Source organism: Saccharothrix xinjiangensis, from assembly GCF_039527585.1.
GTDB lineage: Bacteria > Actinomycetota > Actinomycetes > Mycobacteriales > Pseudonocardiaceae > Actinosynnema > Actinosynnema xinjiangensis.
Genome location: NZ_BAAAKE010000002.1, coordinates 104,585 through 123,082 on the forward strand (window position 1 = coordinate 104,585; position 18,498 = coordinate 123,082).

Annotated in this window: 18 protein-coding genes; 6 read left to right on the plus strand and 12 right to left on the minus strand. The window is 73.1% G+C overall.

The window, feature by feature from the left end; translation table 11 throughout:
• From ABD223_RS05780 to ABD223_RS05810, 7 genes are all read right to left on the minus strand, one after another.
• On the minus strand, positions 1 to 705 hold the full coding sequence (locus ABD223_RS05780) for an ABC transporter ATP-binding protein (protein WP_344034841.1): 705 nt from the start codon (positions 703 to 705) through the stop codon (positions 1 to 3).
• Positions 695 to 1,435: an ABC transporter ATP-binding protein gene (locus tag ABD223_RS05785; protein WP_344035365.1), complete on the minus strand. Its 741-nt coding sequence runs from the start codon at positions 1,433 to 1,435 to the stop codon at positions 695 to 697. The genes ABD223_RS05780 and ABD223_RS05785 overlap by 11 nt, the downstream gene beginning before the upstream one ends.
• Positions 1,436 to 1,467: 32 nt before the next feature.
• Positions 1,468 to 2,628: a branched-chain amino acid ABC transporter permease gene (locus ABD223_RS05790; protein WP_344034842.1), complete on the minus strand. Its 1,161-nt coding sequence runs from the start codon at positions 2,626 to 2,628 to the stop codon at positions 1,468 to 1,470.
• Positions 2,625 to 3,584, minus strand: a complete 960-nt coding sequence (locus ABD223_RS05795; RefSeq protein WP_344034843.1) for a branched-chain amino acid ABC transporter permease — start codon at positions 3,582 to 3,584, stop codon at positions 2,625 to 2,627. Before ABD223_RS05795 ends, ABD223_RS05790 begins: the two co-directional genes overlap by 4 nt.
• Before the next feature lie 126 nt (positions 3,585 to 3,710).
• Positions 3,711 to 4,886, minus strand: a complete 1,176-nt coding sequence (locus ABD223_RS05800; protein ID WP_344034844.1) for a branched-chain amino acid ABC transporter substrate-binding protein — start codon at positions 4,884 to 4,886, stop codon at positions 3,711 to 3,713.
• A 292-nt stretch (positions 4,887 to 5,178) separates the two neighbouring features.
• On the minus strand, positions 5,179 to 5,784 hold the full coding sequence (locus ABD223_RS05805) for an ANTAR domain-containing response regulator (protein WP_344034845.1): 606 nt from the start codon (positions 5,782 to 5,784) through the stop codon (positions 5,179 to 5,181).
• A 241-nt stretch (positions 5,785 to 6,025) separates the two neighbouring features.
• Positions 6,026 to 6,988, minus strand: a complete 963-nt coding sequence (locus ABD223_RS05810; protein WP_344034846.1) for a hypothetical protein — start codon at positions 6,986 to 6,988, stop codon at positions 6,026 to 6,028.
• Between the two features lie 309 nt (positions 6,989 to 7,297).
• Here ABD223_RS05810 and ABD223_RS05815 point away from each other — a divergent pair, with 309 nt between their 5' ends.
• From ABD223_RS05815 to ABD223_RS05825, 3 genes are all read left to right on the plus strand, one after another.
• Positions 7,298 to 8,884, plus strand: a complete 1,587-nt coding sequence (locus ABD223_RS05815) for a thiamine pyrophosphate-binding protein (RefSeq protein ID WP_344034847.1) — start codon at positions 7,298 to 7,300, stop codon at positions 8,882 to 8,884.
• A complete protein-coding gene (locus ABD223_RS05820) occupies positions 8,881 to 9,390 on the plus strand; it encodes a DinB family protein (protein WP_344034848.1) in 510 nt (169 codons plus the stop codon). The genes ABD223_RS05815 and ABD223_RS05820 overlap by 4 nt, the downstream gene beginning before the upstream one ends.
• 75 nt (positions 9,391 to 9,465) lie before the next feature.
• Positions 9,466 to 10,272 carry a S1 family peptidase gene (locus tag ABD223_RS05825; protein WP_344034849.1) on the plus strand — a complete coding sequence of 269 codons (807 nt, stop codon included), beginning with the start codon at positions 9,466 to 9,468 and terminating at the stop codon, positions 10,270 to 10,272.
• Here the strand turns inward: ABD223_RS05825 and ABD223_RS05830 are convergent.
• Entirely contained in the window at positions 10,269 to 11,561 is a 1,293-nt protein-coding gene (locus ABD223_RS05830; protein ID WP_344034850.1) for a phosphoinositide-specific phospholipase C-related protein, read from the minus strand. The two genes, ABD223_RS05825 and ABD223_RS05830, sit on opposite strands and share 4 nt — an antisense overlap.
• A gap of 84 nt (positions 11,562 to 11,645) precedes the next feature.
• Here ABD223_RS05830 and ABD223_RS05835 point away from each other — a divergent pair, with 84 nt between their 5' ends.
• Positions 11,646 to 12,065 carry a CoA-binding protein gene (locus tag ABD223_RS05835; RefSeq protein WP_344034851.1) on the plus strand — a complete coding sequence of 140 codons (420 nt, stop codon included), beginning with the start codon at positions 11,646 to 11,648 and terminating at the stop codon, positions 12,063 to 12,065.
• Positions 12,066 to 12,068: 3 nt separating this feature from the next.
• On the opposite strand, the gene ABD223_RS05840 is transcribed toward ABD223_RS05835, so the two are convergent.
• Positions 12,069 to 12,449: a RidA family protein gene (locus ABD223_RS05840; protein WP_344034852.1), complete on the minus strand. Its 381-nt coding sequence runs from the start codon at positions 12,447 to 12,449 to the stop codon at positions 12,069 to 12,071.
• 82 nt (positions 12,450 to 12,531) lie between these two features.
• Here ABD223_RS05840 and ABD223_RS05845 point away from each other — a divergent pair, with 82 nt between their 5' ends.
• Both ABD223_RS05845 and ABD223_RS05850 read left to right on the plus strand, forming a co-directional pair.
• On the plus strand, positions 12,532 to 13,329 hold the full coding sequence (locus ABD223_RS05845; RefSeq protein ID WP_344035366.1) for an alpha/beta fold hydrolase: 798 nt from the start codon (positions 12,532 to 12,534) through the stop codon (positions 13,327 to 13,329).
• A gap of 94 nt (positions 13,330 to 13,423) precedes the next feature.
• A complete protein-coding gene (locus tag ABD223_RS05850; RefSeq protein WP_344034854.1) occupies positions 13,424 to 15,439 on the plus strand; it encodes an NACHT domain-containing protein in 2,016 nt (671 codons plus the stop codon).
• Here ABD223_RS05850 and ABD223_RS05855 read toward each other — a convergent pair.
• The 3 genes from ABD223_RS05855 to ABD223_RS05865 form a co-directional block, all read right to left on the minus strand.
• Positions 15,408 to 15,845, minus strand: coding sequence for a hypothetical protein (locus tag ABD223_RS05855; RefSeq protein WP_344034855.1), 438 nt, complete (start codon positions 15,843 to 15,845; stop codon positions 15,408 to 15,410). The two genes, ABD223_RS05850 and ABD223_RS05855, sit on opposite strands and share 32 nt — an antisense overlap.
• 66 nt (positions 15,846 to 15,911) lie before the next feature.
• A complete protein-coding gene (locus ABD223_RS05860; RefSeq protein WP_344034856.1) occupies positions 15,912 to 17,384 on the minus strand; it encodes an AAA family ATPase in 1,473 nt (490 codons plus the stop codon).
• A 10-nt stretch (positions 17,385 to 17,394) separates the two neighbouring features.
• A complete protein-coding gene (locus ABD223_RS05865; protein WP_344034858.1) occupies positions 17,395 to 18,483 on the minus strand; it encodes an HNH endonuclease in 1,089 nt (362 codons plus the stop codon).
• Positions 18,484 to 18,498 lie beyond the last annotated feature (15 nt).

The following is an 18,498-nucleotide window of genomic DNA, read 5'->3' on the forward strand; positions in this document are numbered from 1 at the left end:
CTAGTGACCGCCGAGGTACGCCGCGCGCACCTGGGGGTCGTGCAGCAGCTCCGGGCCGGGGGCGCTCTTGACCACCCGGCCGGTCTCCAGCACGTACGCGCGGTGGGACAGCTTCAGCGCCTGCTGCGCGTTCTGCTCCACCAGCAGCACGGTCGTGCCGCGCTTGTTGATCTCCTTGATGATCTCGAAGATCTGCGCGATGAGCATGGGCGCGAGGCCCATCGACGGCTCGTCGAGCAGGAGCACCTTCGGCTTGGTCATCAGCGCCCGGCCGATGGCGATCATCTGCTGCTCGCCGCCGGACATGGTGCCGCCGAACTGGTTCTTGCGCTCCGCGAGGCGCGGGAACAGCTCGTACACCTCGGCCAGGTCGGCGCTCAGGTCGTCCGTGCGGGTGTAGGCGCCCATGAGCAGGTTCTCCTGCACCGTCATGCCGGGGAACACGCCCCGGCCCTCCGGCGACTGCCCGATGCCGATCCGCACCCGCTTGTGGCCCGGCATCCGGGAGATGTCGTCGCCGTTGAACAGCACCTTCCCGCTGGTCAGCGGGCGCAACCCGGAGATCGTCTTGAGCGTGGTCGTCTTGCCCGCGCCGTTGGCGCCGATGAGCGAGACGATCTCACCCTCGTTGACCTCGAGGCTGATGCCCTTGATCGCGGCGATCTTGCCGTAGTGGACGTGGATGTCCTTGATCTCAAGAAGCATCTTCGGACACCCCCAGGTACGCCTCGATGACCTTCGGGTCGTTCTGCACCTCGTGCGGCAGCCCTTCTGCGATCAGCTGGCCGAAGTCGAGCACCGCCACGCGGTCGCTGACGCCCATGACCAGGCTCATGTCGTGCTCGATCAGCAGCACGGTGCGGCCGCTGTCGCGGATCTTGCGGATCAGCGCCTGGAGCGACTCCTTCTCCGCCGGGTTCATGCCCGCGGCCGGCTCGTCGAGCAGCAGGAGCTTCGGGTCCGTGGCGAGCGCGCGGGCGATCTCCAGCCTGCGCTGGTCGCCGTAGGGCAGGTTCTTCGCGGTCTCGTGCGTCCGCCCGGGGATGCCGACGAAGTCGAGCAGCTCCCGCGCCAGCTCGCGCCCGCGCTTCTCCTCCTTGCGGTGCCACGGCAGGTTCAGCGTCGCGCCGACCGCACCGGTCTTGTGGTGCGCGTCCGCGCCCACCATCACGTTCTCCAGGGCCGACATGTTGTGGAACAGCCGGATGTTCTGGAACGTGCGGGCGACGCCCATCTTGGTGATCTTGAACCGCTTGCCGCCGCCGATCTGCGCGCCGTTGAACAGCACCTGGCCCTCGGTCGGCGCGTACACGCCGGTGACCACGTTGAACACGGTGGTCTTGCCCGCGCCGTTCGGGCCGATCAGGGCGAAGATCTCGCCCTCGTTCACGGTGATCCTCGCCTCGCGCAGCGCGACCACCCCGCCGAAGCGCATCGTCACGTTGTCGAGCTGAAGGACGGGAGTGCTCACTTGGCCGCCTCCGTCGAGACCTCGGTGTCCGGACCCGGGACCTCGGCGCCCATGGTGCCCATGCCGCCGGTGCCCTCGTGCAGTTCGGCCTTGCGCCGCCGCGAGGGCAGCAACCCCTCCGGCCGCAGGGCCATCATCAGCACCAGCACCGCGCCGAAGAGCAGGATGCGGTACTCGGCCGGGCTCTCGCCCAGCTTCTCCTCCAGCCACGCCGACTCGCGGAACCGCTCGGGCAGCCAGGCGATGACGAACGCGCCGAGGATGACGCCGGGCAGGTTGCCCGCGCCGCCGAGCACGACCGCCGCGAGGATGGTCGCGGAGAGGATGAACGGGAAGGTGTTCGGCTCGATGAACACGGCCTTGCTCGCGTAGATGCCGCCCGCCAGGCCGCCGATCATGGCGCCGATGGCGAAGGCGAGCAGCTTGAACTTGAACGTGGGCACGCCCATCAGCTCGGCCGCGTCCTCGTCCTCGCGGATCGCGGCCCAGGCCCGGCCGACCCGGCTCTTCTGCAACCGCACCGAGAAGATGATCACCAGCACGATCGCGGCGATCATCAGGTAGTAGTACGGGGCCGCGTCGAGCTTGAACTGGAAGCCGAAGAAGTTCGGGTGCGGGATGTTGGTGATGCCCCGCGCGCCGCCGATCGCGTCGGTGTTGTTCGCGGTGATGCGGACGATCTCACCGAACCCGAGCGTCACGATCGCCAGGTAGTCGCCCCGCAGGCGCAGCGTCGGCGCGCCGAGGATGACACCGGACACCGCGGCCATCAGGATGCCGAACCCGATGGCGATCCAGACGCCCCACTTGAAGTCGGGGTTGGTGCCGAAGTAGGCCACCGAGTACCCGCCGATGGCGAAGAACGCGACGAACCCGAGGTCGAGCAGGCCCGCCTGGCCGACCACGACGTTCAGGCCGACCGCCAGCAGGATGTAGGTGCCGATCGGGTAGATCAGGACGGTGGTCCAGTCCGCGCCCGGCGACATGAAGGAGCCGATCCACGGCGCGGGCAGGACCAGCGCGAACGCGATCGCGGCGAGGTACACCAGGTACCGCTGCCAGCTCCTGGCGTGCTCCCACCAGTCGCGGGCGCCGTCGAACAGGGCGCCCACGCGCCTCAACGGATTCGAGTTGCTGGTCACTCCGTTGCCTTTCATGCGCGGGCCTTCTGAAGGGATTCGCCCAGGATGCCGGTCGGGCGGAACATCAGCACGACCACCAGGATGGTGAAGGCGATGACGTCCTTCCACTCCGAGCCGAGGAAGATCGCGCCCCAGTTCTCGATGAGGCCGAGCGCGATGCCGCCGAGCAGCGCGCCGCGCAGGTTGCCGATGCCGCCCAGGACCGCGGCGGTGAACGCCTTGATGCCGAGCACGAAGCCGATCCGGTAATCGGTGTTCTCGAACTCCATCAGGTACAGCGCGCCCGCCACGCCGGCCATGGCGCCGCCGAGGAGGAACGTGACCCGCACGATGTTGTCGATGCTGACGCCCATCAGCACGGCGGCCTCGGGGTCCTGCGCGGTGGCCCGGATGCCGCGGCCGATCTTGGTCCGGTTCACCAGGCGGTCCAGCGCGATCATCATGACGACCGCCGCCACGACCACGATGATGTGGTCCAGGCGCACCGCCGCGTTGCCGAGGGTGAACACGGTGTCGCGGTCGACGATGCGCGGCGAGGGCTGCTGGTTGCGGCCGGGCTTGTCGGTCAACCACGGGATGATGACCAGGGCGAACAGCTCCTGGAGGAACAGCGACGCGCCGATCGCGGAGATCAGGGCGGTGAGCCGGGTCGCGCCCTTCTTGCGCAGCGGCCGGTAGGCCACCAGCTCCAGCAGCATCGCGGCGCCACCGGATACGGCCGCCGAGATCACGATGATCAACAACATCATGCCGAACAGCGCGACCCCGGTCAGCGGCGCCGAGGGCGCGATGGCCGTGATCGTCACGAGCGACGCGAACGTGCCGATCATGAAGATCTCGGAGTGCGCGAAGTTGATCAGACGCAGCACGCCGTAGACCATCGTGTAGCCGAGGGCGATCAGCGCGTAGATGGAGCCGAACACCAGTCCGCCCACCGTGCTGGGTAGGAACTGGTTGAGAAAGTCATCCATGACAGCTTTGCCTCACGAGACGGGCGGGGGGAGAAACTTCGCCATAGTGGTGGGGAGCGGGAGCCGTCGTTCCCACGACGCTCCCGCTCCCCAACTCAGCCTGCTTGCCTGATTCCGTCTCGGGGATCAGCCTTCGAGCTTGGCCGACTCGGCCGGGCCCAGCAGCTTCAAGACGCCGTCCTTGACCTGGTAGACGAAGATGGCGTTGTTCTCCGGCTCGCCGTTGGCCTTGAACTTGATCGGCTTGGAGACGCCCTCGAAGCTCACCGTCTTCAGGAACTCGTTGATCTTCTCGCCCGTGGTGTTGCCCGCCTCGACGGCCTTGATGAAGGCGGTCGCGGCGTCGTAGCCCTCGGTCGAGTAGATCGCCGGGTCGGCGTTGGCGGCCTTCTTGTAGTTGTCGAAGAACGTCTTCAGCGGCCCGGTCACGTCCGGCGACGGGATGTTGCACGGGCAGGCGAGGACGGCGCCCTCGGCGGCCTGGGTGCCCGCGCCGGTCACGAGCTGCTGGTCGAGCGAACCGTCACCGGAGGCGAACGTGGCGGTCACGCCGCCGTCGCGCAGCTGCTTGAGCAGGCGGCCGGCCTGGGCGTAGTAGCCGCCGAAGACGATCACGTCCGGGTTGGACGCGGCGACCTTGGTGACGGTCGAGGAGTAGTCGGACGCGTCCTTGGCGAACTTGTCGCGCTCGACGGTCACGCCCTTGCCCTCGAAGGACTTGGCGACCGCGTCCGCCAGGCCGACCGAGTACTCCTGGTCGTCGGACAGGACGAACGCCTTCTTCGGGCTCTTGGCCGTGACCAGGAACTCCGCGATGCCGGGACCCTGGTCGTCGTCGTTGGCCACGACGCGGTGCCAGTAGGTCCAGCCGTTGGTGGCCAGGCCCGGGTTGGTGGCGGAGGGCGACACGCTGGGGATCTTGTTCTCCTCCAGCTGCGCGCCGATGGCCTTCGACTCACCGGAGAACGCGGGGCCGATGAGGCCCACGACCTTGTCCTGGCCGATGGCCTGCGTGATCAGCGAGGTCGCCTGGTCGGGCTTGCCCTGGCTGTCGTACTCCTCCAACTCGATCTTGACCGCGGGGTTCTTGGCGTTGTACTCCGCGATGGCCATCTTCGCCCCGTTGAAGGGCGGGATCACGATCGCGGAGTTCTCACCGGTGAGGTCACCCATGAACCCGATCTTGACCGTCGAGGCGTCCCCGCCCGCATCGCCGCCGCCCCCGCCGCCCGCGCAAGCCGCGAGCACCAGCGACGAAGCCGCCGCCAGCGCCAGAACTCGGCCGAGTCGTGCTCCTGACACCGGAATACCTCCCATGACACCAACCAGCCCGCCGGTAGGCGGAGCCCTCACACGAGGGCGTGGGTTAGGGCAGGAACGTAGCTTCAGATGAGTTCGCTGAACAGGTGGTCTTCCTGCTCTGTGTCCACATCGTGACGGTAGTCACCGGAATTGCCACACAGTTAACAATCTTAAATCCAGCTCAAATCGCCGCAGGTCACGACCTCAATGCGGGCAGTAACCAATCAATCAACCCCGCTACCCGTCCGATATCCGAACGGGTAACGGGGTGCGTAAGAGGGAGGAGCGGAACTCAGCCGAAGTTTTCGATGACGGCTTCGGCTACGGCCTTCATCGTGGTGCGGCGGTCCATGGCGGTGCGCTGCACCCAGCGGAACGCCTCGGGCTCGCTCAGGCCCTGCTTGGTCATCAGCAGGCCCTTGGCGCGCTCGACGACCTTGCGGGTCTCCAGCCTCTCGGTGAGACCGGCGACCTCGTCCTCCAGGGCGGTGAGCTCGGCGAACCGGCTCATGGCCAGCTCGATCGCGGGCACCAGGTCGCGCTTGGCGAACGGCTTGACCAGGTAGGCCATCGCACCGGCGTCGCGGGCGCGCTCCACCAGCTCGCGCTGGCTGAAGGCGGTGAGGATGACCACCGGCGCGATGCGCTGGCCGGCGATCGCGGAGGCGGCCTCGATGCCGTCGACCTTCGGCATCTTGACGTCCATGATGACGAGGTCGGGGCGCAGCTCGGTGGCGAGCGTCACGGCCTCGTCGCCGTCCGCGGCCTGTCCCGCGACCTCGTAACCCTCCTCGCGCAGCATCTCGACCAGGTCGAGGCGGATGAGGGCTTCGTCCTCGGCCACGAGCACGCGCCGGCGCGTGACCTCGGGCTGGGCCTCGGCAGCCTGCTGGGTCACCGGGGTCCTCCTGACACTCTGGCGGCGGGCCGGCGCGAACGCGCCGGGTGAAAGCGCAGTCTACCGGCGTGCCGACCCGCGCCCACGACCTCCGGCCGTGATCACGGCCACCGAGCGCGACTTCGCCGGTGAGGACGCACACCGATCGGCTGAACGCACCCGGTGGTCGTCCCCTGGGACTCACCCGGGGACGATCACTGGGAACGGATTACCGCCATCGGCGGACGACCGGTCGGGGAATTCACCCGGCCTCGTGCGGCGGCTCCCACCACCCCGTCACGCCCCGCGGCCACTCCATCGCGGCCAGCGCGGGCTCGTTCGCCGGGTCCGGCGGTTGGACCTCGCGCAGGAACACGTCGTACCAGCCGGTGGAGACGCCCAGCTCACCCGGGCCGCCGGGGGTCTCGACCGCCTCGGGCAGGCCGAACACCGGGTGCAGCAGCCGGTCGGCGACCCGCGTCACGCCCAGGCCCTCGGGCCACTCCACCCACAACTGGCCGCCCCGGCCCGCGACCCGGACCCACGGCGCGTCCGCGAACAGGTGGTAGCGGCGCAGCACCAGGCTGCCCGCGCCGGTCGGGTGCGGCGTCTCGTCCAGGTGCTCGCGCTCGGCGGTGGTGAGCGGGCCGTCGACGAAGTCGCCACGCAGCTCGCGGCCCTCCATCAGGTTGCGCACGTACCGCAGGCCCTCGGCCCACGCCCGGTCGTCGACGCCCGCGACGTGCGCGGCCGCGTCGAGGCCGATCAGCCGCAGCTCCACCGAGCGCGGGTGGCGCGTGGCGCGCAGGCCGGGCACACCGGCCACCCAGTCGCCGTCCCGGCGGGGCAGCAGCTCGTAGAGCAGCGGGCCGAGGGCGTGCTCGGTGAGGTGCAGGCGCGGGTGCGGCAGCGGTTCCACGGCGCGGAACGCGTGGGCCGGGCGCACCATGCTCGCGGGCGGCCGGAGCTGGAGGTGGGAGGCCGCGTCCAGGCCGACGCGCAGCAGCACGCACTCCAGGGTGCGCTGGTCGTGCCCCTCGGCGTCGGGCAGGAACGGGCCGCGCGCGTCGGCCCGGCCGCGCAGGGCCTCCACCACGCGCTCGCGCCCGGCGCGGGGCAGGCCGCGCAGGACCGCCTTGACGGCCGGGGTGGCCTGGGAGGTGTTCTCGCCGGTGTAGGACCGGCGGAGGTCGACGAGCTGTTCGGTCAACGACGTCCGTGCCACGGCAGTCCTCGCTCCCGCCGCCCGGCCCGGCGTGACAAGGACGCGGTCACGCGTCGGTCGACGATGTGCTGAGGTGTTGCCCCGGGCAGGGGTGCCCGCACCCCGCGGCGGATCAGCGCCACCCTCTTGCCGGGGGGTGGCTCCAGCCTCACGTCTGCCCGTACACGCCGCCGACGACGATATCAGGGGGCGCGCGGCCGGGACGCGCGCGTTCGCGGCGGGGTCGGCACCGGCGGGTCGCGCGGCGTGTTCGGCCGAATCCGCCGAGTGGCGTTGCCCGGCCCGCCCGTCGTCCCTAGCGTCTGCCGAATGGCGAGCGGGGCGGAGCGGTTGCTGGAGGTGTTGGCCGCGCACGGCGTGGAGGTCGTGTTCGGACTGCCCGGCGTGCACAACCTGGAGCTGTGGGAGGCGTTGCGCGGATCGGGGATCCGGCTGGTCGGCGTGCGCCACGAGCAGACCGCCGTCTACGCCGCCGACGGCCACGCCCGCGCCACCGGCGGGCTCGGCGTCGCCCTGGTCACCACCGGTCCGGGCGCGGCGAACTGCCTGGGCGCCACCGGCGAGGCGTTCGCGTCCGGCTCGTCGGTGCTGGTCGTGGCCACCGACATCCCGTCGACCCTGCGCCGCCCCGGCGAGTACCGCGGCGCGCTGCACGAGACGCGCGACCAGCGGGCCATGTTCCTGCCCGTGGTCAAGGGCGGGTGGACGCTGCGCACGACCGACTCGATCGGCACCTACGCCGACAGCGCCGCGCTGCTCGCCACCTCCGCGCCGCGGGGACCGGTCTACCTGGGCGTGCCGACGGACTTCCTCCGCGCCGACGCGGGCGGGTGGAGCCGCATCCCGACCCGCGTGCCCGCGACGCCCGACGTCACCGCCGGGGTCGACCTGGTCGCCGCCGCCCGGCGGCCGCTGATCTGGGCGGGCGGCGGCGCGGCGCGGGCGGGCGCGGGCGAGGCCGTCGCGGCGCTCTCCGAGCGGATCGGCGCCCCGGTCGTGACCACCTACGGCGCGCGCGGCCTGGTCGACCACCCGCACGTCGTGCACGGCCCCGTGCACCTGCCGGAGGTGGGCGCGCTGTGGGACGAGGCCGACCTGGTCGTCGGCGTCGGCAGCGACTTCGACGGCGTGATGACCCAGGACTGGCTCCAGCCCGCTCCCCCGAAGCTGCTGAGCGTCAACGTCGAGACCGTCCGCAACTACACCCCCGACGTCACGCTGCGCGGTGACGCCCGCGCGGTGGTGGCGGCGCTCGTGGACGCCGTGCCCGCGCGACCGGACGACGGCCTCGCCCAGCGCGTCGCCGAGCTGAACGGCCTGGTGCGCAAGGCCGTGGAGGCCGACGAGCCGGACGCCGTGCCGCTGCTGGACGCCCTGGAGGGCCACCGGGTGGTGGTGGACATGTGCGTGGCGGGCTACTGGGTCGGCGGGTTCGGCAGGTTCACCCGGCCCCGCGAGCTGGCCTACCCGGTCGGCTGGGGCACGCTCGGCTTCGGCTTCCCCGCCTCCCTGGGCGCGGCCCTGACCGGGCGCGTGGTGGCGGTGTGCGGCGACGGCGGTTTCCTGTTCGCGTGCGGCGACCTGGCCACCGCCGCGCAGGAGCGCCTGCCCGTGACCGTGGTGCTGGTGGACGACGGCGGCTACGGGATGCTGCGCCACGACCAGGTGTCGGGCGGGCGGGAGCCGTTCGGGGTGGACCTCGCCAACCCCGACTTCGTGGCGCTGGCGCGCAGCTTCGGCGTGGAGGCGTCCGCCGTGGGCGGTTTCGGCGCGGCGTTCCGCGACCGGCTCGCCGACTACACCCGGCGCGACGGCCCGAACGTGCTCGTGGTCCGCGCGCGGCTCAAGCCACCGCCGACCACCTCGCCCCGCTGGTACCGTAAAGTTCGAACATGAGTTCGAACGAACGCACGTGGCCCGCGCCCGACGCGCGGGACGAGCTGCGGCTGCTCACCGAGTTCCTCGTGTTCCTGCGGCTGACCGCGGTGTCCAAGGTCGAGGGGCTGGGCCTCGACGACGCCTCCCGCGCGCCGATACCCACCTCGCCGGTGGTGACGCCGCTGGGCGTGCTGCGCCACCTCACCGCCGTGGAGCGGTGGTGGCTGTCCATCGAGGCGGGCGGCGTCGACGCGCCGTCGCTGTGGGGCGAGGACGCGGACGCGTCGTGGCGGCTGCGCGAGGGCGACACGGTCGAGTCCGTGGTCGCCGAGTACCGCGCCGAGTGGGAGCGCTCCGCCGAGTCGCTGCGCGGCCTGGGCCCGGACGACCGCACGCGCGCCGACTCCCGGGGCGACGGGCGCACGGTCCGCTGGGTGCTCGCGCACCTCGTGCAGGAGACCGGCAGGCACGTCGGCCACCTCGACCTGCTGCGCGAGCTGGCGGACGGGCGGAAGGGCGAGTAACCGTCCTTCTTCCGGGTGAGGCACGGGCGGGTGAAGCTCCATGCGGCACCCGCCCGCCGCTGTTTTGATCACCCCATGCGCCACCTGGTCGCCGTGCTCGCCGCCGCGCTCGTGCTGCCCCTGTCCACCGCCCCGGCCGCCGCCGCGCCCCCGGTCGACTTCACCGGGGTCGTGTCGCTGCGCGGCTGCTCGGGTTCGGTGGTCCGGCCACCGGGGCACCGGCCGGAGGACCCGGCGCTGGTGCTCACCAACGGGCACTGCGCGCGGATGATGGACCCGGGCGAGGCGGTGGTCGAGGAGCCCGCCGACCGCGCGTTCACCGTGCTGGGCAAGGACGGCCGGGGCGAGCTGGGCAGGCTGCGGGCGACGAGCCTGGCGTACGCGACGATGACCGGCACCGACGTCGCGCTGTACCGGGTGGCCTCGACCTACGCCGAGGTCGAGGCGATGGGCACGAGCGCGCTGGAGCTGTCGCCGGAGCCGGCCGCGCCCGGCGCCGGGGTCCACGTGGTCTCCGGTTACTGGCGCGAGGTCTACTCGTGCGCGGTGGACGGGTACGTGCACGAGCTGCGCGAGGGCCGGTGGACCTGGACCGGCTCCCTGCGCTACGGGAAGGGCTGCGACACCACCGGCGGCACGTCCGGCTCCCCGGTGGTCGACGACGCGACCGGCCGCGTGGTGGCGGTGAACAACACCGGCAACGAGGGCGGCGAGCGCTGCACCGTGCACAACCCGTGCGAGGTGGACGAGAACGGCGAGGTGACCGTCCGCCAGGGCGCCAAGTACGCGCAGCGGACCCACTCGCTCGTGCCGTGCCTGACCGGGGGCGGTCGGGTGGACCTGACCGCCCCCGGCTGCGAGCTGCCGCGCCCCCGCGCCTAGAAGCGCGCCGCGGACAGGGCCTGGACCGCGGCCATCGGGTTGCCCAGGTGGTAGTGGTCCACGGCCAGGTAGGTCGGGGTCTTGCGGGCGGCGGGCTCGCAGAAGCGCCGGGCGCGGTCGGCGAGCTTGCCGTTGTCGGTGGTCGCGGTGCCGGTGAACGGCACGTCGCGGAAGTGGTTCATCACGAACAGCGGCCGGAAGCCGGGCTCGGTGCGGTTGAGCGGCGTGCCCCAGCGGCTGTGGCAGGACCAGTCGGAGCCGCCCAGCCCAGGCCCCATGGACCAGTGGTTCTCCACGGTCCACTCCTGCTGGTACATCACGCCGAAACCGTCGCGCGGCAGCGCGCCGTCGGCCGAGCGGGTGCGGTCGGTGAAGATCAGCAGCCGGTCGTTCGCCGCGCGCAGGGCGTCGAGGGTGGGCCACCCGGTGGCGCGCACGCCCGCCCGGTCGGGCCGGAACAGCACGTCCGCGAGGCCGTTGACCCGGTTGAGCTCGGCGCGCAGCACGTCGGCCGGCACGTAGTCCTCCAGGAAGAGCGTGACGAACTCGGTCGGGTTGGCGCGCAGGAAGTCCACCACCCGCTGCACGTCCACCCACAGCGCCACCGGGCGGCTGACCAGCGTGCAGCTGTTGTGGCACAGGATCGCGCCGTCGGGCGTGTGGTGGACGTCCAGCTGGAAGCCGCGCACGCCGTCGGCGAGCTGCTGCGAGATGCCCCTGGCCTGGTTGGGCGCGAGGTTGACGAAGGGCGGCGCGAAGCCGCCGTCCACGCCGTTGGCGTAGGCGTTGTGCGCGGTGAGGAAGGTGACCTGGTCCAGTCGCCGCTCGCCCTCCGGCGGCGCGGGCGTGAGGACGGGCGAGACCGGGGTGAGGTACCAGAGGTCGGCGCCGGAGCCGACCCGAACCTGGTCGGCGCCGCTCGCGACGAGGTGGCGGTCGGCGCCGGGGACCTTGAGCCGGTGCCGGTCGCCGTCGGGCAGCACGTCCCACTGGGCGTCGGCGCTGTCGCAGGGCAGCGTGACCGCCTGGTCGCCGCTGCGGCCGAGGCAGCGGTCGCCCTCGCGCAGGGTGCGGCCGGACCACGTCCACTGCTGGCGGTCCTCGTCGCCCTTGGGGCGGCGCTGGAGCACCGAGGTGCCCGAGACGCCCGCGTTGAGGCCGGTCGTCGCGCTTTGCAGGTAGACGGTGGTCTCGGCGAGCCGGGCAGGGGGTTGGGCGGCGGCCTGGCCGGCGGGTGGTGCCAGCAGGGCGAGCAGCGTGGCGGCGAGTGCTGTTCGGGTGGCGCGCATCAGGACGTCCTCTCGCGGGCTGCGCGGCGGCTGCGCCGAGAGTAACGCGAATTAAGTTCACGTCGGTCGGACTAGGCTGGAAGGATGAGTGAACCGTGGGGTGACCCCGAGAAGATCCGCCGCGTCCTGGCCTCCGGCGACACGTGGGCCGTCGTCGGCCTGTCCGACTCGCCCGGCCGCGCCGCGCACGGCGTCGCCAGGTTCCTCCAGCAGCGGGGCAAGCGCGTCGTGCCCGTGCACCCGTCCGCCGAGACCGTGCACGGCGAGCCCGGCTACGCGTCGCTGGCCGACATCCCGTTCCAGGTCGACGTGGTGGACGTGTTCCGCCGGTCGGAGGCGGCGGGCGAGTTCGCCGACCAGGCCGTGGAGATCGGCGCGAAGGCGGTGTGGTTCCAGCTCGACGTGGTCGACGAGGCGGCCTACGAGCGCGTCACCGCGGCGGGACTCGACGTGGTGATGGACCGCTGCCCCGCCATCGAGTGGGCCGAGCACGGCCCGCGCTGACGCTCAGCCGCCGAGACGGGCGGTCACCTCGACCTCGATCCGCATCCGCGGGTCGGCCAGGCCGCACTCCAGCATCGTCGCCGCCGGCCGGACCTCGCCGAACACCCGGCGCAGGACCGGCCAGCACGGCTCGAAGTCCTTCGCGTCCGGCAGGTAGTAGGTCACCCGCACCACGTCGGCGAAGGAGGCGCCCGCCTCGGCCAGCGCCCACCCGACGTTGACGAGGCACTGCTCCGCCTGCGCCACCACGTCGTCGGGGATGGTCATGGTGGCGTAGTCGAAGCCGGTGGTGCCCGAGACGTGCACCCAGTCGCCGTCCACCACGGCCCGCGCGTAGCCGATCTGCTCCTCGAACGTGGAACCCGACAGGATCGCTCGCCTCATGGGCGTCACCCTAACCGCGCGGCGGGACCGCACCCAGCGGGTTCCTGGCGGCCCGGCGGAGTCGATCAGTAGCCTGCGGGCCATGCCGGTCGTCGCGCTCAACGGGATCAACCTCAGCTACCAGGTGGAGGGCGGGGGCGACCTCGTCGTCATGGTGATGGGCACCGGCAGCCCGGGTCGCGTGTGGCACGCGCACCAGGTCCCCGCCCTGCGCGCGGCGGGCTTCCGGGTGGCCACCTTCGACAACCGGGGCATCCCGCCGACGGACGAGTGCGCGTCCGGGATCGTGATCGAGGACCTGGTCGGCGACACCGCCGCGCTGATCGAGTCGCTGGGCGGGCGGGCGCACGCGGTCGGCACGTCCATGGGCGCGCGGGTCGTGCAGGAACTGGCGCTGGCGCGCCCGGAGCTGGTGTCGAAGGCCGTGATGCTGGCGACCTCGGGGCGCAACGACCCGATGCAGCTGGCGCTGTCGCGCGGCCAGCGCGCCCTGCACGACGAGGGCATCACCCTGCCCGGCCGCTACCACGCGGCGGTGAACGCGGTGCTGAACCTGTCGCCCGCGACCCTGCGCGGCGTGGGCGTGCGCGATTGGCTCGACATCTTCGAGTTCGGCGGCTCGGCCGTGTCCGCGGGCGTCCGCGCGCAGATGGAGGTGGACGAGCACGAGGACCGGCTCGCCGCCTACCGGGACATCGCGGTCCCCTGCCTGGTGGTGGGCTTCGCCGACGACCGCGTGCTGCCGCCGCACCTGGCGCGCGAGGTGGCCGGCGCCATCCCCGGCGCGCGGTACGAGGAGGTCGCCGACGCCGGGCACTACGGCTACCTCGAACAGCCCGACGCCGTGAACCGCCTGTTGGTGGACTTCCTGACCTCTTAGCGCGCACGCTGCGTGACCCCCTGACCACGGGAACTCGCCTACCACCGCGCTCGGAACGCCGTTACCGTCGTGCCCGACCTGGTGGGAGGACGGCATGAACACCCGACGGCTCGCCCGCGCGTCCCGCCTGACCGCCCTGATCACCGCGGGCGGCGTGACGGGTCTGGTGCTCGTGCCGATCGCGGTCAACACGGTCACCGGCGGCTCGGCGGCGCACGTGCTCGGCCCGTACGCGAGGTGGTCGTGGCCCGCGCTCGCGGCGCTGTCCGCGGTCACCGCGGCCCTCGCGGCGTGGGAACCGCTGCGGGCGCTGCTGCTGCGGCGGCGACCCGCGCACCCCGCGCACCGCGGTGCCGCGCTGGACCGCGTCGAGGGCTTCGTCCGGGACCGCCTCGACGGGGCGCTGGCCGGCGAGGTGCGGCTCAAGGTGGGTGTCGCGCCCGAGGTCGGGCCGCGCCTGCCGGGACGCGTCCGCACCGCGCTGGTGGTGCTGGGCGAGCCCGGTTCGGGCCGGACGACGCTGCTGCTGGAGCTGGCCGAGCGGCTGGTGGCGGCGGCGCGGGAGGACCCGCTGCGGCCCGTGCCGGTGGTGGTGGACCTGGGCGGGTGGCGTCGGGGCGAGGACCTCGGCGAGTGGCTGCTCGGCGAGATCGCCGACCGCTACCGGATCGCGCCGCGGGTCGCCCGGCGGTGGCTGCGCGACCAGGAACTGGTGTGGCTGCTCGACGACCTGGACGAGCTGCCCGAGGCCGACCGCGCCGAGTGCCTCGACCGGATCGCCGCGCTGAAGCCGTCGCCGGTCGTGCTGTGCGCCTCCGACCGGGACGACGGGTGGCAGCGGCTGCCGCGCCGCGAGGTGGTCCGGGTGGAGGCGCTGCGGCGCGAGGACGTGCTGGACCTGGTCACCACGTGCGCGCCGCGGCTGGACGGGTTGCACGAGGCGCTGCGGAAGGACCCCGACCTGGGGGACGAGGTGCGCACGCCGCTGGCGTTCGGGCTGCTGGCCCTGGGGTACCGGGCGGGCCGGGCGGAGTACCGCGGGATCGTCGAGACCTACCTGGTCGAGTCGGCCGCGCGCGGTCCCGGCGCTCCGGAGCGGGTGGTGCGGGCGCTGCGGTTCCTGGCGCTGGTCGCGCGGCGGCGGCGCGACCTCGTGGTGCGCGCCCGGCTGCCGCGGCGCGAGGTGTGGCTGGACTTCGTCGGCGAGGCGGCCGTGTGGCGGCTGTTCCGGCGGGCCGTGCCGGGCGCGCTGGCGGGCGGGGCGGCGGCGCTGTGCTTCGTGGTGGGCGTGCGGCTGGGCCTGGTTCCCGCCGCGTTCGCCGCCGTGGCCGTGGTTTCGTTGCCGCACGGCAGTTTCGCGGTGAGCGGGCCTGGGCGCGGGTCGGCGCGCCGTGCCCTGGGGTGGGCGGCGGCGGGTTTCGCGGCCGGCGCGGCGGTGGTCGGCGGGGCGGCCGCGGCGGGCGCGTGGGTGGGCGGGCAGGTGGCCCGCTGGCCGGGAGCGGTCGTGTTCGGCCTCGTCGTGGCGGTGGCGACGGCCATCGCGCACGCCGTGACCCGGGACCCGTACTGGGCGGTGGTGTGCGCGCTGGCGCCGGCCGGGGTGATGGTGCTGACCGGTCCGTCGCCGGAGCTGGTCGCCGGGTTGGGCGCGGGCCTCGCGGCCGGCGCGGTGACCGGCGCGTTCGTCGGCGGCGTGACCGCGGTGTGGTCGGACCTGGGCAGACCGGCCGCCGCGGGCCTGCGCTGGCTGCCCCTGGCGGGCCTGGTCGGCGCGGGGCTCGCCGCGCCGGCGGGCGGCGACGCGCGCCTGGCGGCCCTCGGCCCGGTGACCGGCCTGCTGATCGGGCTGGCCGTGGCGCCGATCGCGAACCGCCCGTTCGACGCGGTGGCCGAACCCCTGTCCCGCCCGCTGGCCCTGGACGAGTTCCCGTTGCGGCGCAAGGCACTGCTGCGCTCCGCCCGCGACCGCGTGCTGCTGGTCGAGGGGTACCGGTTCCCGCACGCCGCGGTGCGCGACCACCTGGCCGGGTGCGACCCGGTGGAGCTGGCGGCGTGCGTGGCGCGCAGGCGTGCCGACCTCAAGCCCACCGCGTCCGCCCCCAGGGCTTGAAGACCGAGACGACCGTGCTGAAGACGTAGATGGACAGCGACACGCACGACGCGGCCAACACGCCCCGACCGGCGCCGGCCACCCCGCTCGCCGCGGCGTGCAGCTCGGGCCGGAGGGAGAACGCCGTGGCGGCCACGGCGACGACGGTCAGGGCGAACTTCACGAGCACCCACCGGTGCTTCACCAGGCCCCACCTGGTGCCCAGCGACAGCACGACGCCCGTGGTCAGGGCGGTCAGCGCCAGCGGCAGGACCACGAGGTCGCCCAGCAGCGCCATGGCCCGGTAGAGCTGGGGCGCGCCGAAGGCGGCCGAGGCGAGGGCCAGGTTCGCGAGGGTGGCGCCCAACCAGCCGACGGAGGAGATGACGTGCAGCGCCAGCCACGTCTTGCGCGCTCGGGGTCCCATGCCCGACAGCGTGCCGCCCCGGCCCCCGTCACCGCGTCGGGCGAGGAGCGGCTGTCGGGCCTGCGCTCACCGACGTAGTCCGGCTCGCCGCGCGCGGACCACGACGTCCGGTTCCGCGCCGAGCTTCGCCCCGACCGTCGGCCGGTCCGTGCCGCCGAGCAGGATGCCGGTGAGCGAGGTGCGCTCCGCCGCCATCCCGCGGGCCAGGTCGGCCAGCTCGTCGCCGATCACGGGAGCGCCCTCGTGGCCCGCGCGCACCGAGTCGAGCACGGCCCGGCGCAGCAGCTCCTTGATGAACGACGCGGTCACGCCCTCCGTCGCCTCGACCACCGGCGCCAGGTCGGCGCGCAGCTCGACGCCGCGCCCGTACAGCTCCAGCAGCCGCCGGCGGCCCTCGGCGTCCGGCCGGGGCACCTCGACCGCCAGGTCGACCCGGCCGGGCCGGTCCGCGAGGGCCCGCTCCAGCTCGTCGGCGCGGTTGGTGGTGAGCACGAACGTCACGTCGGCGTCCGCCCCGACCCCGTCCATCGCGTCGAACAGGTTGAACAGCAGCGGGTTGGTGGGGCCGTCGGTGAAACCGCGGTCCATCGCGATCAGGTCCACGTCCTCGATCACCAGCATGGACGGCTGGAGCCGGCGCGCCAGGGCGGCGGCCTGGGCGACCAGCCGCATCGCCCGGCCGGTCAGCAGGATCACCGTGCAGTCGTGCAGGCGGCTCATCAGGTAGCGGACGGTGTGGGTCTTGCCGGTGCCGGGCGGGCCGTGCAGCAGCAGGCCGCGCTTGAGGTGCTGACCGGCCGCGAGCAGCCGCTCGGAGTGCTCGGCGATCCCCACGACGTGCTGCTCGATCGACTCCAGCACGCCGTCCGGCAGCACCACGTCGTCCGGGCCCAGGTCCGGGCGGGGCAGGAAGGACAGCAGCTCGTTGCCGCGGTGCTCGCTCACCTCGAACGACAGCACCTTGCGGCGGAACGCGTCGTGCTCGCGCATCAACCGCTCCACCTCGGCCCCGACCGCCCGCGCCGCGCCGCGCTCGGCGGCCAGCACCTCCAACCGGCACAGCGGCGGCCCGAACTCGGTGCTGCCGCGGATCCCGACGAAGACCGGCGTGCCGTCGGGGGCCGTGGTCGGCGCCAGGCCGAGCTGCACCACCTCGACGCTCTCCTCCGGCCCCGCGGCGGCGGTCGAGTAGTCGGCGGCGCCGAGGCCGTGGGGCATCCCGTGCCTGGCCGCGTAGAGCATGCCGAGGATGTCCTCGTGGTGGGCGCGGTGCTGGCCGACCACCCCGAACCACTCGGCGCCCGGCGAGTGGGCCGCCAGGTAGGCGTCCACGCCGCGTTGCAGGTTGACGTGCTCCCACGAGTCCAGCCGCGTGGCCACGGACAGCACCTGGTCCAGCTCGCACCCGAGGTGGTCGCGGATCTTCGCCACCAGCGGCGCCGCCGCGCCGTCCTCGACCAGCAGGGCGGTGGCCTGGTTGAACAACTCCCGCAGGCTGCCCGCCAGGGCTTTGGCCTCGTCCCCGTCCAGTTCCCCCATGCAACCCACCCTACGCGGGTGTGAGGTCGATCACGCAGAGTTCCCGGTGATAGGCGAAATGGGCTTCGTCGACGTGGTGCTCGGGGTGCCGCAGCACGCGCCCGACCTCCGACCGGTCGCGGACGCGGCGCACCACGCCACCCTCGTCCACGTAGAGGGCGAAGTGGTCGAACTCGACGTGGCAGTTCGCGCACAGGCACAGCATGTTGGCCGGCTGGTCCGGCCCGCCGTGCAGGCCCAGCCCCCGGATGTGGGCCGCCTCGCTGTAGTGGCCGAACGCGGTGCTCAGGCGGGTGCCGCAGAACTGGCACCGGTCGTCGTACCAGCGCTTGACCCGCTTCACGTGGGCCGGGTCCCGCACGACCGCCGAGACGGTGCGCTCGCGCCGCTCGGCGGGCGAGGCCGTGCCGGCCACCCCGCTCACCGTGGCGTGCCCGGCCAGCCCGACAGCCGCCAACAGCTCCTCGTGGTCGACCGAGCCGTCCAGCAGCCGGAGGCGCACCGCGTTGACCACCCAGGTCCGGAACGGCACCTCGCGCCGGAGCTTCCCGTGCACGGGCGCGACGAAGCCCGCCCTCTCCTGCCCGGCCACCCACAGCCCGGGGTGCGCCAGCCCGCGCACGACCCGGTCCGGCTCGACCGCCTGGCCGTGGTCGGCCAGCAGCCGGCCCACCTCGTCGCGGAGCACGTGCCGGGTGTGCAGCGGCGGCGCGCCCCGGTCCGCCGCGCGCCCGACCGCCCACAGCAGGGTGATCGCCCTGGCCACCCGTTCCCGGTGGGTCGCCAGCAGCCCCGACAGGAACGCCTCGGCGGAGAAGACCGGCATGCCCCGCACCTCGAAGCCGAGGGCGCACAGGTGACCCGCCGCGTGGCTCGCCCCACCGCTGAACTCGTCCCACGCCAGCGGCCGCTCACCGTCGACGAACCCGTGCGCGACACCGACGATCGCCTTGGAGTCGTATTCGCGGCCGTTGTGGGCCAACAGGTACTCGCGAGCCTTCTTGTACCCGTGCTGTTGGAGGAATTCCTCGCGACCGATTTCGTCGAACAGCGCGATCGCCCGGAGCACGTGCTCCACGCCAACGTCGGTGTAGGCCACCGGTGCAGCGTAGGC

Bases quoted from the DNA above. Each gene is read 5' to 3' on its own strand.
- ABD223_RS05780 (WP_344034841.1), bottom strand. From the start codon at position 705: ATGCTTCTTGAGATCAAGGACATCCACGTCCACTACGGCAAGATCGCC.
- ABD223_RS05785 (WP_344035365.1), bottom strand. From the start codon at position 1,435: ATGCGCTTCGGCGGGGTGGTCGCGCTGCGCGAGGCGAGGATCACCGTG.
- ABD223_RS05790 (WP_344034842.1), bottom strand. From the start codon at position 2,628: ATGAAAGGCAACGGAGTGACCAGCAACTCGAATCCGTTGAGGCGCGTG.
- ABD223_RS05795 (WP_344034843.1), bottom strand. From the start codon at position 3,584: ATGGATGACTTTCTCAACCAGTTCCTACCCAGCACGGTGGGCGGACTG.
- ABD223_RS05815 (WP_344034847.1), top strand. From the start codon at position 7,298: ATGGCGAGCGGGGCGGAGCGGTTGCTGGAGGTGTTGGCCGCGCACGGC.
- ABD223_RS05820 (WP_344034848.1), top strand. From the start codon at position 8,881: ATGAGTTCGAACGAACGCACGTGGCCCGCGCCCGACGCGCGGGACGAG.
- ABD223_RS05825 (WP_344034849.1), top strand. From the start codon at position 9,466: ATGCGCCACCTGGTCGCCGTGCTCGCCGCCGCGCTCGTGCTGCCCCTG.
- ABD223_RS05830 (WP_344034850.1), bottom strand. From the start codon at position 11,561: ATGCGCGCCACCCGAACAGCACTCGCCGCCACGCTGCTCGCCCTGCTG.
- ABD223_RS05835 (WP_344034851.1), top strand. From the start codon at position 11,646: ATGAGTGAACCGTGGGGTGACCCCGAGAAGATCCGCCGCGTCCTGGCC.
- ABD223_RS05840 (WP_344034852.1), bottom strand. From the start codon at position 12,449: ATGAGGCGAGCGATCCTGTCGGGTTCCACGTTCGAGGAGCAGATCGGC.
- ABD223_RS05845 (WP_344035366.1), top strand. From the start codon at position 12,532: ATGCCGGTCGTCGCGCTCAACGGGATCAACCTCAGCTACCAGGTGGAG.
- ABD223_RS05850 (WP_344034854.1), top strand. From the start codon at position 13,424: ATGAACACCCGACGGCTCGCCCGCGCGTCCCGCCTGACCGCCCTGATC.
- ABD223_RS05855 (WP_344034855.1), bottom strand. From the start codon at position 15,845: ATGGGACCCCGAGCGCGCAAGACGTGGCTGGCGCTGCACGTCATCTCC.
- ABD223_RS05860 (WP_344034856.1), bottom strand. From the start codon at position 17,384: ATGGGGGAACTGGACGGGGACGAGGCCAAAGCCCTGGCGGGCAGCCTG.